The organism is Chryseobacterium limigenitum (assembly GCF_900114875.1).
GTDB lineage: Bacteria > Bacteroidota > Bacteroidia > Flavobacteriales > Weeksellaceae > Chryseobacterium > Chryseobacterium limigenitum.
Genome location: NZ_FPKW01000016.1, coordinates 26,530 through 42,581, shown reverse-complemented (window position 1 = coordinate 42,581; position 16,052 = coordinate 26,530). Strand labels below are relative to the sequence as shown.

General features: G+C 34.6%; 14 protein-coding genes. 1 reads left to right on the top strand and 13 read right to left on the bottom strand.

Going from position 1 to position 16,052, the window contains the following annotated elements:
- The first annotated feature begins 27 nt into the window (after positions 1-27).
- Complete coding sequence (locus BT156_RS16520) at positions 28-1,197, top strand: Pycsar system effector family protein (protein ID WP_072411715.1); 1,170 nt, start codon at positions 28-30, stop codon at positions 1,195-1,197.
- Between the two features lie 73 nt (positions 1,198-1,270).
- On the opposite strand, the gene BT156_RS16515 is transcribed toward BT156_RS16520, so the two are convergent.
- The 13 genes from BT156_RS16515 to nuoF form a co-directional block, all read right to left on the bottom strand.
- Positions 1,271-3,577, bottom strand: a complete 2,307-nt coding sequence (locus BT156_RS16515) for a GAF domain-containing protein (protein WP_072411714.1) — start codon at positions 3,575-3,577, stop codon at positions 1,271-1,273.
- 75 nt (positions 3,578-3,652) lie between these two features.
- Positions 3,653-5,032: an NADH-quinone oxidoreductase subunit N gene (locus BT156_RS16510; RefSeq protein WP_072411713.1), complete on the bottom strand. Its 1,380-nt coding sequence runs from the start codon at positions 5,030-5,032 to the stop codon at positions 3,653-3,655.
- A 106-nt stretch (positions 5,033-5,138) separates the two neighbouring features.
- Positions 5,139-6,632 carry a complex I subunit 4 family protein gene (locus tag BT156_RS16505; RefSeq protein ID WP_072411712.1) on the bottom strand — a complete coding sequence of 498 codons (1,494 nt, stop codon included), beginning with the start codon at positions 6,630-6,632 and terminating at the stop codon, positions 5,139-5,141.
- Complete coding sequence (gene nuoL / locus BT156_RS16500) at positions 6,632-8,545, bottom strand: NADH-quinone oxidoreductase subunit L (RefSeq protein WP_072411711.1); 1,914 nt, start codon at positions 8,543-8,545, stop codon at positions 6,632-6,634. Before nuoL ends, BT156_RS16505 begins: the two co-directional genes overlap by 1 nt.
- Before the next feature lie 2 nt (positions 8,546-8,547).
- Positions 8,548-8,877, bottom strand: a complete 330-nt coding sequence (gene nuoK, locus BT156_RS16495; protein WP_072411708.1) for an NADH-quinone oxidoreductase subunit NuoK — start codon at positions 8,875-8,877, stop codon at positions 8,548-8,550.
- A 3-nt stretch (positions 8,878-8,880) separates the two neighbouring features.
- Positions 8,881-9,378, bottom strand: coding sequence for an NADH-quinone oxidoreductase subunit J family protein (locus BT156_RS16490; RefSeq protein WP_072411707.1), 498 nt, complete (start codon positions 9,376-9,378; stop codon positions 8,881-8,883).
- Positions 9,378-9,935 (bottom strand): NuoI/complex I 23 kDa subunit family protein, encoded by a 558-nt coding sequence (locus BT156_RS16485; protein WP_054512963.1) that lies wholly within the window; start codon positions 9,933-9,935, stop codon positions 9,378-9,380. The genes BT156_RS16490 and BT156_RS16485 overlap by 1 nt, the downstream gene beginning before the upstream one ends.
- 62 nt (positions 9,936-9,997) lie before the next feature.
- Positions 9,998-11,062, bottom strand: coding sequence for an NADH-quinone oxidoreductase subunit NuoH (gene nuoH / locus BT156_RS16480; protein ID WP_054512962.1), 1,065 nt, complete (start codon positions 11,060-11,062; stop codon positions 9,998-10,000).
- A gap of 79 nt (positions 11,063-11,141) precedes the next feature.
- A complete protein-coding gene (locus tag BT156_RS16475; RefSeq protein WP_072411705.1) occupies positions 11,142-12,140 on the bottom strand; it encodes an NADH-quinone oxidoreductase subunit G in 999 nt (332 codons plus the stop codon).
- Positions 12,141-12,165: 25 nt separating this feature from the next.
- Positions 12,166-12,708, bottom strand: a complete 543-nt coding sequence (locus tag BT156_RS16470; protein WP_072411703.1) for a hypothetical protein — start codon at positions 12,706-12,708, stop codon at positions 12,166-12,168.
- Between the two features lie 2 nt (positions 12,709-12,710).
- The gene (locus BT156_RS16465; RefSeq protein ID WP_072411701.1) at positions 12,711-13,724 is read right to left on the bottom strand and encodes an ATP-dependent nuclease; all 1,014 of its coding nucleotides are present in this window, start codon (positions 13,722-13,724) and stop codon (positions 12,711-12,713) included.
- Between the two features lie 3 nt (positions 13,725-13,727).
- Complete coding sequence (locus tag BT156_RS16460; RefSeq protein WP_139255505.1) at positions 13,728-14,612, bottom strand: hypothetical protein; 885 nt, start codon at positions 14,610-14,612, stop codon at positions 13,728-13,730.
- Between the two features lie 5 nt (positions 14,613-14,617).
- Entirely contained in the window at positions 14,618-15,976 is a 1,359-nt protein-coding gene (gene nuoF, locus BT156_RS16455) for an NADH-quinone oxidoreductase subunit NuoF (protein ID WP_072411699.1), read from the bottom strand.
- Positions 15,977-16,052 lie beyond the last annotated feature (76 nt).

The window sequence follows — 16,052 nt, the reverse complement described above, 5'->3', positions numbered from 1 at the left end:
TAAATTTACAATAACAAAAATTCAGGAATGAGTATTTTACGCAAAGCCAAAGATTATGTTGAAATCTTATTCAAAGATAAGTTATCTTCAGTATATTTTTATCATAATTTTATTCATACAACATATACGGTAAACAAAGCTGAAGAAATTATGAAAAATACACCTGTCTCCGATGAAGATCAGGAAAAAGTATTGTTAGCGCTTTGGTTTCATGATACAGGCTACGTTGAATGCGCTCAGAATCATGAAGAAAGAGGAGTAGAGATCTTGAAAAATTTTCTACAAAAAGAAAATTATCCGGAAAATTATATTGAAGATGTTTCTAAGCTGATCTTAGCGACCAAAATTAATTATGAACCTCAAAATCTTTTAGAAAAGATAGCTAAAGATGCAGATTGCAGTCATTTTGCAAGTCATGATTATAATGACATTTCTGATGCTTTGAGAAAAGAGTGGGAGTTGACCAACGTAAGATGTTTTTCAAACGATGAATGGAATGCAGGAAATCTGGATATGCTTAAAAATAAGCACCAGTATTATACTGATTATGCTAAAGAAAACTGGAATCCCCTGAAAAAGAAAAATATTAAAAAGATCGAAAAAAAGTTAGAGAAAGAAGAAGATAAAAAAGATAATTCTGAAAGTAAAAAAGAACCAAAAGAAGCAAAATCCGACAGAAGTGTTGATACTTTGTTCAGAGTAACATTGAATAATCACACAAGATTAAGCGATATTGCCGACAGCAAAGCGAATATTTTACTTTCTGTAAATGCGATCATTATTTCGGTTTGTCTTTCTGTTTTGGTTCCTAAATTGGATACTCCGAAGAACTCGCATCTTATTATTCCGAGTTTTGTTTTGCTTTTATCGAGTGTTTTGACGATCATTTTTGCTATTTTATCTACAAAACCGAACGTTACCAAGACCAATTTTACCAATCAGGATATTGCTGATAGAAAAGTGAATCTTTTATTTTTCGGAAACTTCCATCAGATGCTGTTCACAGACTTTCAAGATGCAATGAAAGATTTGATCAAAGACAGAGATTATATTTATGATTCGATGGTGAAGGATTTGTATTATTTAGGAAAAGTTTTAGATAGAAAATATAAGCTTTTATCGATTACTTATAAGATTTTTATGGCAGGAATTATTATTTCCGTTCTGTCTTTTGCGTATGCTTTTCTTTCGTTGTAATTTCTATTTTATCCTTTGAACAAACAGAAATTCCGCAAGGTGAATTGAAAAAAACGGATTCTTATTTTGTGGATTAAATCTGAACTAAAGATATTCTCAATGCCAATAATCCTGTAATTCCCTGCAAATCCTCAACTTTAAGAAATTCTACATCAGACTGAAGAATACCTTTTTTCTGAAGCTTGGAAATATAATCCAGATATTCTTTTTGATTTTCCATTCCGAAATACACGATCGTTATTTTTCCGGGACAGGTAATTCTTTCCGATGAATCTTTTATATGAGCTTTATCAAGACGCTTTTTGATGATCTCATAATAAGAATTGTAAGCTCCGTCTACGTCAAAACGTTTTTCATCCATTCGGAAACGGATGTCTATTTTTTCGTTATACACAAAAATAAGTGAAGCAATGTCTAAAGAAATCGGCAGATCTTTTTTGAAACTTTGAAAATCCTGCTCCATTTTACAGATGGTTTTCAATTGCCAGTATCTTAACTGATGAACGATTTTTGATGAATAATGAAGTTCCGGAGCAATATTATGACCAGTGAATAAATTATGCTCAATTCCGTCCGATTTAAATCTTTCGTAATAATGTGGAAAGATTTGCTGAGCTTTTACCTGACTTTCATCTAAAACATCAGCCAATTTTCTGTTAACCAGAGTGATAGAGTCATCTAAACTTTTTCTGTTGGCATAAAAAAGATCATTCTGGGTGAAAACCTGTGTGAAATAATCTTTGATCTTTGTTTTTATTTCTCCGCCCGACTGTACTTCCAGCTTTCCCTGCAAATAAGGGTGGATTTCCTCTCGCAATAATCTTTGGAGACGCTGTTCTGTATCAGCTTTAATCTCGTTGTTTAATTCATTCTCAAAAACATCCAATGCCAATAAATATTTTTCGGAATCTGAGTTAATTAATGAAAAAATATCATGAAGCCCATCGATCTGTTGATTAAGATCTTCAAGCATTAAATTAAAACGTTTCTCTGAAGACGAACGAATATCCGAAAAACCAAAAAGCGGAGTAAGATTTTTAAATGAAATCTGTTTTAAAGTGTACATTTTTTTACCTAATGAAGCATTAAAATATTTTTCTGCTTCATTTCTGAATTTCCATACAACACTGTCGTGAATGGAAGTATATTCTCGCTGAATAATGGCTTCGATCTGATAATTTTTCTCAAAACTGAATCTGTTGATTGAGAAAAGAATCATATCCGTAAAAAATTCCAGCTTTTTTAGCTTTAATCCGTTAAAACTATTGGCATGTGAAGATGTAAACTCCATAATCGCCACTAATTCATTATCCCTCATGATAGGAATTACCATGAAACTGTTGATGTTATTATCCTTTAAAATGCTGAAAGAAGCTATTTCCTTTATTTCTTCATCCAACTTATCAACATTTGAAACAACGATCGCTTTAGAGTTATGATTTAAATTATCGAACGTATTTTTCCTTGTTTCTTCATCAAACGCATTGATCCAGAAATCTAAAATATGATTGGTAAAAACGTTTTCATAAATCGGAAGTTTTTCAAGGCTCTGATCTTTTTTATTGAAAAGCATTAACCCAAAATTAAGTTCCGGAACATCAAAATAGGATTTGAAGATTTCGGTTAAATTTTCATCAGGATTCAAATTTTCAGGATCAATCTGTATCATACTTGATTTCAGATCCGACAATGCGACTTCCGAAGTGCAGTCTACAAGGGAAATAATGGTAAAACCTTTTAATAACCAGGATTGCGAAGGGAAATGTTTTTTCCAGAGTTTATAATCATCGATATTCTCTAAAAGCATTTCAATAACTTCATCTGATGGTAAGGTTGCCTTATCTGTAGGAAAAAGTTCAGTGAAATCAGAATTTACCGTAATTTTATAATGTTTCATGATTCCCAGTTTGTTGGGAATATCATAATAAAGCGGGAAGGTACTTTTTATATCTTTTTTGAAATAACTCTGTAGAATAAGGCAACAGCAGAATACGTAAAACTCATCATCATCAATATTACGGAGTTCTATTTCAAAATCTTTTCCGGCCTCTTTAAGTATATTTTTAAACCTTTCGGTATAATTAAAAGTGATATTTGAAAGCGGAATACTTGCGGCCTTTATTTCGTTATTCGTTAAGCCTGTAGGAAATAGATCCGCTAGTAAAAGTCTAATGAGATCTTCATGTTTGTCTAACAGTGAAGTGTCCTGAAAACCTTCTTTAAGTTCTTTGAAGTTCTTTGTTTTTTCAATTAAAGATTCAGCGTAATTAACACGGTATTCTAATCTGTCGTTATATCTGATATGCTCGAGAACATCCAAATATTTTTTGAATGATATAAAAACCTGAAAGGGAGCATCTTTTTTGTAAAGATTTGACAAAAGCTGAAATTTAAAGTAAAGTTATGAAAAAAGCACAACTTGAAGGTTGTGCTTTTATATTTTTTAATTCAGATCTTACAATCCGAACTGCTTTGCAAACAGATCCGGGAAGACTCCTAACATAATAATTGAAGCGATAATGAAAACTGCCACAATATTATAAGTAAGGGTAACTTTTTCTGATGTTTTAAATGTTGTTTCTTTAAAGAAAAACATGGCGATAATTAATCTCAGGTAAAAAGCAATTGAAATAGCAGAACCTAAAACGGCTACCAATACTAAGAAAGCTGCTCCGTTCATCGCCTGAGAGAATAAGGCAAATTTACCCATGAAACCTGCTGTTAAAGGAACTCCGGCCATTGAAAGCAATGAGATCGCTGCAACTGTTGCCAATAAAGGCTCAGATTTAGCCAATCCTTTGAATGCTCCGAAAGAAGTTTCTCTCTTCAATTTTTCTACCCAGATCAAGCACATAAATACACCTACTGTAGATAATGAATAGGCAAATAAATAAAATGCTAAGTTATACGTAGAAAGGCTCGTCATTCCGAAGAAAACCAAACCGATGTATCCTGCATGAGATACTGATGAATACGCCAACATTCTCTTCGCATTGGTCTGTGCAAGACCCATTGCGTTGGCTAAGAATAAGGTGATGATTAAGAATACTCCAAATACATTGATCCAGTCATGAGTAACTCCTGCAAAACCAATAGTCATCAATCTGAATAATGCGTAGAATCCTGAGATCTTTACAACACTTGCCATAAAAGCGGTGATTAATGATGGTGAACCTGCATAAACATCCGGGCTCCACATATGGAAAGGAGCTAATGCAACTTTAAATGCCATTGCACAAAGCATCAACAGAACTCCCAGAATGAACATTACATTTTTAGGATTCTGTGTTCCGAAATCATGAATTTTATATAAATCGAAAGTTCCTGCACTTCCATAGATAAACGCAATACCAAACAACAGGAATCCTGTTGCAAATGCACCCATCAGGAAATATTTAATAGAAGCTTCGTTTGATCTTAGATCAGTTTTGTTGGCACCTGCCATTACGTATAAAGGAATGGAAAGAATTTCTACTCCTAAGAATAATGTGACTAAGTTTTGGAAACCGAAAAGGGTAATTCCTCCACAAAGAGCAAACAACATCAATGCATATAATTCTGACTGGTGGCTTCTGTGATTGCTGAATGCAAAACCTCCCAAAAAGAATAATAGTAAAGTAGTTACAATTGATATTTTGGTGAATAAGGCAGTATTTGCAGTATATTCATACATGTGTTTGTACTTATCAAAGAAAGCACATTCTGGCATGAAGCTTACATACAATGCGATGATTAATCCAAAAATCCCAATGTATCTTGCGAATTTTCCCTGTTCGAAAACTCCTGAAAATAACGCAACAATTGCCGTTAGGAAAACAATAATTAAAACACTCATAATAATTAGGTAATAGAGTTTGAGAGTTCTAGGGTTTGAGAGTTGAAAACTTATGAAGCTTGACTCTTGGCTCTAGAATCTCTTAATTTTTAAATCTTTTAATTTCTTAATTAGCCATAGCCGTGTAGATAAACTTCACTGAACTACTCACCATTGTAATTACCGGTTGTGGGAAAATACCTAGTAATATCACAAAAACTGCGATACTTGCCAATACAGAAAATTCTACTGCAGATAAATCTTTTGCTGTGCTTAATACGGCATCATTTCCTTCTCCGAACATTGCTTTTCCGTAGAATCTCAATAAATAAACAGCACAAAGAATTACCGTAAGACCAGCGATTACTGCTGCTAATCCGTTAAAATCATATACAGATTTCAACAAGATAAATTCTCCGATGAATCCGTTGGTTAATGGAACTCCCATTGAACCTAATACAATGATCAGGAATAATACAGCAAACTTTGGCGCCACTTTCGCTAAACCTCCCATTTGTCTGATATCTCTTGATTTAAATCTCTTGTATAAAATATCACAACAGTAGAATAAACCTACCACATTGATACCGTGAGCAAAAGTCTGTACCAAAGCTCCTTCAGCACCTTCGATTGTGAATGATCCTCTTAAAGTAACTACTGCAGAAGCGAAAATACCCGCTACCATCAATCCAACGTGAGAGAAAGAAGAATACGCAATGATTCTCTTCATATCCGTTTGGATGATTGCAATTAATGCTCCGTGAACAATTCCTACGATCGCCAAAATGATTACAATTTGTCCTGAAATTCCTGCAATCGGAATTGGAGTAATTGGTAATAAATAACGAAGAACTCCATAAACCGCCATCTTCAGCATAATACCAGATAACAACATCGATCCTTGAGTAGGAGAGTAGGTATAGGTATCAGGCTGCCAGGTATGGAAAGGGAATACCGGTAATTTCACTGCAAATGCAAAGAAAATAAACCAGAATACCACAGTCTGCTGAGTTTCGTTAAGTGAAGCGTTGTATAGATCTGTTAATGCAAATGATGCAGAATGATTGTAAACATAAATCAATCCAACCAACATGAATAAAGATCCAACGAATGTATAGACAAAGAATTTCGTAGTGAATTCCAATCTTTTATTTTCCTGGCCCCAAAGTCCGGCAATAAACCAAATTGGGATCAAAGTAACTTCCCAGAAAATGTAGAACAGTAAACCATCCAACGAGGTGAAAACTCCTACTAATCCGAACTGCATAAGCAAGATCAAACCATAGAAAGAGTTTCTGTAACTCACATTTTCATTAAACGAAGATAAAATGATAATCGGCGTTAAGATGTTGGTCAATAATAAAAGCAGCAAGCTCATCCCGTCAATTCCGAAATGAAGAGAGCTTTTAATAAATTGTGACCAGGGATAATTGATCTCATGCTGTAATACGCTGTCTACCGTTGGATTAAAATCGAAATCCGCTGCGATGTAAAACGTAATAAGCATTTGCACCAATGCAATTCCTAATGCTAAATATTTGCTGGATTTGTCTTTCCAGGCAAAAACCAGTCCCGAACCTACTAGAGGTAATAGTAATAATGTTAATAATAAACCAGACATTATTGTAATATAAAGTTAACAATCAGTATAATTCCCACAGCTAAAGACATGATAAGGATGTATGTCTCAACGTTTCCGTTTTGGATACGTTTCATAGATCTGCCGCTGTCTTCAGCGCCTTCGCCCACAAAGTCAACGAAACGATCCAGTATTCCCTTATCAAACATCTTTCCTCCACGTCCTAATCCTTCAACAGTTTTTACAATCAATGCATTGTAAAGTTCGTCTACATATAGTTTTTTAGCAGAAAGCTTTTCCCATCCGGTGTAGTTCTCTTCAGCAAGAGCCATTTTCTTCTTATTTACATAAGTATTTTTCACGATGAACCAAACAGCGAAGAACATTAATATTGTTGCTCCGAGAAGGATCATTTCAGTATTAAATGGAACTCCTGAAAGGGTATTTTCCATTTGTTTGAAACTTTCCTCGGTAAGAACAGGTTTCAGCCATTCCATTAGTTTAGCATAATGACCGTGTCCGATGAAGTGAGGAAGGTTAATTAATCCACCCAGTACAGAAAGAATAGCCAATACGATCAATGGTAATGTCATGCTTGTCGGGCTTTCGTGTAAATGGTGTTTTTGATCTTCTGTACCTCTGAATTCTCCGTGGAAAGTCAAATAATACAGTCTGAACATATAGGTTGCAGTGATTGCTGCTAAAATGAATAACATTACCCAGTAAATAGGGTTTTTAGCATAAGCAGCCACTAAAATTTCGTCTTTAGAAATCATCCCTGATAATAAAGGGAATCCTGAAATTGCCAATGTCCCGATAAGGAAAGTAGCGTGAGTAATAGGAATGTACTTTTTAAGACCTCCCATGAAACGCATATCCTGCTCGTTGCTCATTGCATGAATTACAGAACCTGCTCCTAAGAATAGTAATGCTTTGAAGAAAGCGTGCGTCATTACGTGGAACATTGCTGTTGTGTACGCTCCTAAACCTAAAGCGATGAACATGAAACCAAGCTGTGAAACTGTAGAATATGCCAATACTTTTTTGATATCATTTTGACGAAGTGCATAGAAACCGGCTAAAGCAGCAGTTAAGAATCCAATTAATAAAATTCCGTCCTGAACGGTTGGTGCTAACGTAAATAAGAAGTTTGATCTTACCACTAAATAAATACCTGCCGTAACCATCGTTGCCGCGTGGATCAAAGCTGATACAGGAGTTGGACCCGCCATCGCGTCCGGTAACCAAGTATATAAAGGAACCTGAGCCGACTTACCGGTTGCACCGATAAATAAACTCGCCGTAATAAAGATAATTACAGATCCGTCTAATTCAAATTTTCCGGCGTTTTGAGCTACTGTAAGATAATCAACCGCATTGGTTTGAGAAGCGATCATAAATATACCGATCAATAATGCCAAGTCACCAATTCTGTTCATGATGAAAGCTTTTCTTGCCGCTTTACCATATTCTTCGTTGGTATACCAGAATCCGATCAATAAATAAGAACACAATCCTACACCTTCCCATCCGATGAATAAGATCAGGTAGTTGCTTCCCATTACTAATAATAACATTGAGAAGATGAATAGATTTAAATAAGTAAAAAACTTATAGAAACCTTTATCATGACTCATATATCCGATAGAGTACAAGTGAATCAGTGAACCGATTCCCGTGATGACCATAATCATCATTAATGATAACTGATCGATCTGGAAACCGAAATTGATCTGAACTCCGTTGACTCTAAACCATTCAAAAGCTTTTACAATTACAGGCTGGCTTTCAGAATCGAAATTCATGAAAAGGCTTACCGCAATACAGAAAGATCCGAAAACGGCAATCGTAGCCAAACTTCCAACAACTATTTTTGGAAGATTTTTACCGAATAAACCGTTAATAAGAAAACCTAAAAGTGGTAAAAGTACTATTGCATACACTAAATTTTCCATTCTTATCCTCTTAATTTATTAAATATACTTACATCTACAGAACGGGTATTTCTATATAGCATAGCAATAATTGCCAAACCTACTGCTACTTCCGCAGCAGCCACCACCATAATGAAGAAAACTAAAAGTTGTCCGTCGCCATTTCCTTTGTAGGCTGAAAATGCAGCCAATAAAAGGTTTGTAGAATTCAGCATAAGCTCAACACAACCCAAAATAACAATAGCGTTTTTTCTCAACAATACTCCCAATACTCCCAAACAGAACAATACTGAAGAAAGAATTATGAAATAATCCAGAGGGATGCTTTGTATAAATGTATTTACTTCTCCCATAATTTATAAATCTTTTTTACCGATTAATACCGCACCTACAATACCTGCTAAAATAAGAATCGAGGCAAGCTCAAACGGCAAAACATATTCGTTAAACAAAAGTCTACCCAGATTTTTAGTAAGACCAACTCCTTTGTCTACATCATCTGCAACAATATGTTTGTCCTGTATTCCTCTGAATACGCCTAAAACTCCGATTAATAAAAGACCGGCCGTAAAAACTCCAACAAACTTTATAGTATTGCTCTTCTTACTTTCGTCTTCTTTATTAAGGTTAAGCATCATCAGTATATAAAGGAATAATACCATGATCGCTCCGGCATATACTATGATCTGAATAATTGCTAAGAATTGTGCATTCAAAAGAATGTACATTCCGGCAATTGAAAACATTGTGACAATTAATGACAAAATAGCATATAAAGGATTTCTTGCAAATACAAAATACACTGCACTAGCCACTGCTAAAAACGCCACCAAGAAAAATAAAAACTGATCCATTATTTTACCGCATTTTTTTGTTTCTCGGATTGTCTTGTAGTGATGTCAATCCTTTCATTTATTTTTTCAACTAACTTTTCTTTTCCGTAGATGAAAGAGCCTCTGTTGGTTTCCACGTCTACCAATCTGTCTGTAAGATAGATGGCTGATTTCGGACAAGCTTCTTCACACATACCGCAGAAAATACATCTTAGCATATTGATTTCATATACTGAGGCATATTTCTCTTCTCTGTAAAGGCCTTTTTCTTCTTTAGTTCTTTCAGCGGCAGTCATTGTAATTGCTTCTGCAGGGCATGCCACCGCACAAAGTCCACAAGCTGTACATCTTTCTCTGCCTTCCTCGTCTCTTTTCAAAACGTGCTGACCTCTCCAGATAGTAGTTCTCGGCTTCTGTACCTCAGGATACGAATAAACTGCAGGAGCACCTTTCATTACGGTTCTTACAGCATGCTTAAATGTAATCCCCATACCTTTGAAAATCGCCGGTAGGTAGATTTTCTCAGCAAGGGTCATTTCTTTGTTAGAAACAACTTTTGATCTGTTAGTAAGTTTCATTTATTTTATTTTTTTTAGGCCGAATTTTTATTCAGCGTTAAAAATATATTCTTATCTATTTCTTAGTTTGCAAATGCTAAAATTACAGCACCTGTAATAATTAAGTTCACCAATGCCATCGGAATTAAAGTTTTCCAACCCAAGTGCATTAATTGGTCATATCTAAATCTTGGAAGCGTCCATCTGATCCACATAAAAATCAAGATTCCGATAATTGTTTTTGCTAAAAATGCCACAACACTCAAGATTCCTGCAGTGTTCTCACCCCAGTGCTGAGTTACCCATTCGATTCCAGGATAGTTGTAACCACCGAAGAAAAGAACAACCATGAAAGCATTTGAAATAAACATATTCACATATTCCCCAAACATGTATAAACCTAATTTCATTGATGAATATTCTGTAGAATATCCTGTTACCAATTCAGATTCACATTCAGGTAAATCGAAAGGGTGTCTGTTTGTTTCTGCCAAAGCAGCTACGAAGAAGACAAGGAAAGCAATTGGTTGGTAGAAAATATTCCAGTTCATACCGGAAACCCAAGGAATCACTCCCCAAAGTTTTCCTGTTGTCTGACTTTCAGTAATTACTTTTAAATCTAAACTTCCTGTCATCATAATGATAGAAAGTAAAGCAAGTCCCATTGCCAATTCATAAGAAATCATCTGAGAAGAAGCACGGATGGCACCTAATAATGAATATTTGTTATTCGAAGCCCAACCTCCGATCATGATTCCGTAAACACCAATAGAAGCCATTCCGATGATAAAAAGTACACCAACATCAATGTTGGCAACCTGTAGATCAAAAGAAGTACCTCCAATATTTAAACTTTTCCCCCAAGGAATAACCGCTCCTGTGATTAATGAAATAAACATTACCAAAGCCGGTCCTAATACAAATAGGAATCTCTCTGCATTGGCAGGCGTAAAATCTTCTTTAAAGAAAAACTTTCCACCATCTGCAAGAGGCTGTAGTAATCCGAAAGGTCCGGCTCTGTTGGGACCAATTCTGTCTTGCATAATAGAAGCAACTTTTCTTTCTGCCCAAGTAGAGTAGGCTGCTATCGTTAATGATAACAGGAAAAGCGCAAGTACAAGTATAAGTTTAAATGTAAGTAAATCCATTTTTATTTTTATAGATGTTAGATATTAGAAGTTAGAAATTAGATTAAATCTGTTCCTGAAATCTGCAATCTTATTAAAATTATTTTTCGTCTTTTTCACTGATTTCTTTAGCCATCGGATTGTCTAAAACTCTTAGCTCATCTTTAGGCTTTTCATAGTGATTCAGTGAAATAACAGAATGTCTGTCGATATGTCTAGGACCTTCAATATTCCAGTCTGACAATTCTTTTCTTTCGAAACGACATGTATCACAGATGAATTCTTCAACTTCTCCCCACTGATCTTTTCTTGCAGTAACTCTTACAATCTCGTCACCTTTCATCCAAACAACAGCTTTTCCTGAACATTTACCACATTTACAAGTAGCATTCATTGGTTTTGTGAACCAAACTCTGCTTGCAAAACGAGAAGTTCTGTCTGTTAATGCTCCAACCGGACAAACATCGATAATATTTCCAATGAAGTCATTATCTAAAGCTTTATTTAAATAGGTAGAAATTTCAGCATGATCTCCTCTGAAAAGAATTCCGTGCTCTCTAGTCTCTGTTAATTGATTTGCCGTCAATACACATCTTGCGCAAAGAATACAACGGTTCATATTCAACTTAATGTTCGGACCAAGATCGTCTGCTTCGTATGTATTTCTTTCAAACTCAGTTCTTGTCTGAAGATTTCCGTGCTCATATCCAAGATCCTGAAGATGACATTCACCAGCCTGATCACAAACAGGACAGTCTAGTGGGTGATTTACTAATAAAAATTCGGTAACCGCCTTTCTTCCTTCCTGAGCTTTTTCAGAAGAAAGATTTTTAACTTCCATACCGTCCATTACGTTAGTTCTACAACTTGCAACTAATTTTGGCATAGGGCGGGGATCTGCTTCCGATCCTTTCGAAACTTCTACTAAGCAAGTTCTACATCTTCCTCCACTGGTTTCCAATTTGCTGTAGTAACACATTGCAGGGGGAACAGATTTTCCACCGATTTGTCTTGCTGCTTCAAGAATAGAAGTTCCAGGCAAAACTTCGGTAGTTTGTCCGTCTATAGTTATTGTGAATTTTTTAACTTCTTCGCTCATATCATATGCTTTTCGCTTAATTAAGCTATAAATTTTTAAATCTTTCTAAATTAAAATTATAAGTTTCTGTAAGCAGATAATCAATATGAATTTTAAATTCTCTGATATGATTATCAAAATCTGGATAAGTTTGAATGATATGTTTAACCAAATTTTTATACTTATTTTCCTTATCTATTTGTTCACTTTTAGTTTCTTTTTTAAATGATTCAAAATCAATATAATCAAAATCAATTAAATCCTTATTTTGACATTTTAAAAATTGACAAATCCAACCTTCAAATGCTTTGGGACAAAGTGCAAAAATAAATTGATATTTTGTTTTATCCTTGTAAATTTTAAAACTATTTCCTTCTTTAATTTTCTCGAAGTTTTTTAGATTAGGATTAAGTAATAAATCTTTTCTGTCTTCATCTACAATTCCGATAAGAAATTCTCCTTTTACTCTCTCAAAAGCTTTTATAACTTCGTTTTTATTTTTTTCTTTTCGGATGCGTTTTTCATTTTGTAATAACTTTCCAAAAAAATATTTATCTGCAAAACATTCAACTGCAACAGCCCTTTCCATGATTAATTATTTTCCCAAAGGCTGTCAAAATTGAAAAATACATTCATCCCATACTCATAAACATCATCATTTTTTTCCTTATCCAGTTTTTTTACTTCCGTTTTTCCTTCTACATTATTAACCAAATAAATTTGCAGGTTGTTCTTACTTTCCTCATCTCTCAGAAATTCCTGAATAATAAAGTCACTGTGAGTAACCATGAAAAACTGATTGTTGTGTTCATTATATTTTACTTCATTGGTAAATTCTAAAATATAAGGCTCAAAACAATGTGCTTCTGGTTCTTCAAATAGTAAAACAGAATTTTGATTACTCATAATTGCTGCTTTGTAGAAAATAAGCCTTTGAAGTGTATCCGCAATCATATTATAAGGTAAAGTAAATACAGTTCCGTCTTCATACTCTTTAAATATTTTTAATTCATTTGAACCTCTTTCAATTAATAATTTTAAATTATTTACAGATAAAAATTGATTAACAAAATTTCTTATTTCAGGATTACTTGAAATTATTGTACTAATATTTTCGCCAAAAGGAGAAATTAGAAAACTTGAAAATTTCATTATATCATTTTCTATTTTAAAAAAGTACTTTCTAATTTTTAAATCCCTTTTTGCAAGGTCTGGAACAAAAGATGTTTCTTGATGTCCCGTAGTTGAAAATTCTTTTATTTTCGTTTTCTCACTAGAGCCATTTTCTAAATGAATTTTTAATCTTTCGTCAATAAAACTGTAAAATGAGAAAATTTTTTCTGTGTTTACCTTTATTTGCGAGCTTTTAATATAATCTCCTTCAAAAAAAAGATCACTTAAGCTCTCATATCTTACAAAATTTTTAAGGTTTTGTGGATTTAAAGGATTAAAAAATAAATCAAATATTCCCAAAGCCTCCAAAATATTACTCTTTCCAGCATTAGGCTTCCCTGCAAAAATATTTATTTTTTTGCAACCCTCTATCTTCAAATCTTTAATTGATTTGAAATTGGAAATTTCAATATTTTGAATATGTTGATTCACTTTTTACTTATACTTTTTTGTATTAAATGTATATCCTATTCCTGCCAAAACTTGTCCGAAAACAAAATCCTGCTGTGCTTTATCAGGTTTATTATTTAATGTGGTTTTTATGTCCCACATATTGATATAACCGGCTTTTCCTTCTACTCTGATCATCCAGTTTTTCCAGAAAACTAAGTTTAAACTGGATCTGATATCAGTTCCCATACCTGCAACGTGAAAACGGTCACTTCTTTCATTTCCGAAAAGTTTTACATTACTTTTAGGAAACATTACTCCGATTCCCGCTCCATAAGACCATACTAAATCTATATTTTTTTTATGAATAAGGTTTTTGTATTTCTCAATACCTAAGTTTTCATAATTTAATCCGTCTGTATGCTCGAAGGTAAGGAAATTTTCATCTGCTAAATTCACCTGTCCGTTCTGTACCATTCCTGCATACTGAGGATCTGAAATATGACCTTTAAAATCTACTGTCTGGTTCTGATCCATCACATATTTCATATGATCTATCCCAAGTACCAATGCTAAATTATCTTTAATAAAATATCCCAGCCTGAAATTATACTGTGTTACGGTAAACCAACTTGGATCAATATAAACGATTCCAAATTTTGTAGGTCTGTCCTGCGCTGATACATTATTCAATTGAAAATCGTAACCGTTTCCTTGAAAATGGATATCAGAATTACTATAAGCAGCTCTGTTCCAACCATAAAAAACGAAAAACTGACCTTTTTTGCTTAATGGTAAAGGTTTCTCCTTCTTTTCAACTTTATTCAAAGGAGCTACCTCCAGTTTATATTCTTTCTCTAATGTATCTTTTTTAACCTGCGCAAAAGCAAGTCCCGACATCATTAATCCAACAACTAATAACTTCTTCATTTTAGCTAAGCATTTTTTTCAACAGCAGGAATTGGATCTGCATAATTTGCCAGTCCGTAATTTTGTGTCTGAGACAATTCCGGATTTTTCACGTGCCATTCAAACTCGTCTCTAAAGTGACGAATTGCTGCCGCAACAGGCCAAGCTGCTGCATCACCTAGAGGACAAATAGTATTTCCTTCGATTTTTCTCTGGATATCCCAAAGTAGATCGATATCTTCCATCTTTCCTTCTCCTTTCTCAATTTTCTTTAAGATTTTGTGCATCCATCCCGTTCCTTCACGGCAAGGTGTACACTGTCCACAACTTTCGTGGTGATAAAATCTCGCCAACGTCATGGTATGTTCTACGATACACTGGTCTTCATCTAAAACAATGAAACCTCCTGAACCCATCATTGTTCCGGTAGCAAATCCACCGTCAGCTAATGATTCGTAGTTCATATATCTTGGCTCTCCGTTTACGGTTTTTAATAATAGATTTGCCGGAACAATTGGTACTGAGCTTCCTCCCGGAATACAAGCTTTTAGCTTCTTACCGTTAGCAATACCACCACAATATTCATCAGAGTAAATGAATTCTTCAACCGTAATGGTCATATCTATTTCATAAACTCCCGGCTTATTAATATTTCCACAAGCCGAAATTAATTTTGTACCTGTAGATCTTCCAACACCAATTTTAGCGTATTCAGCTCCTGTAATATCAATGATAGGAACAATTGCAGCGATAGATTCAACGTTATTTACAACCGTTGGTCTTTCCCAAAGTCCTTTTACAGCAGGGAATGGTGGTTTTAACCTTGGATTTCCTCTTTTACCTTCAAGAGATTCAAGCAATGCTGTTTCTTCACCACAGATATAAGCTCCACCGCCTCTTTGAACATAAATTTCGCAATCGAAACCAGTTCCTAAGATGTTTTTACCTAAAAATCCTGCAGCTTTAGCTTCTTCAATCGCTTCTTCTAAAATATCCGGAATCCAAGAATATTCTCCACGGATGTAGATATAAGAAACATTTGAACCTAAAGTATAAGATGAAATAAGCATTCCTTCGATTAATAAATGAGGAAGAAATTCCATCAAATATCTGTCTTTGAACGTTCCCGGTTCAGATTCATCAGCATTTACGACCAAGTGTCTTGGTACGCCTTCCGGTTTTGCCAAAAAGCTCCATTTCATTCCTGTTGGGAATCCTGCTCCACCACGTCCACGAAGTCCGGAAGTTTTTACTTCTTCCAAGATTTCCTCGGGTGTCATTTTCAAGGCCTTTTCAGCTGCAGTGTAACCTCCCTGTTTACGGTAGGTTTCAAAGTAGCGAATACCTTCTATATGTGCGTCCTTAAGTAAAAGTTTTTTACTCATTTTTATATGCTTTTAGCGGATGGCTTCTACACTTCAACAAGTTTAGTGTGACAGCTTTGCGCCTTTTTTAATTAAT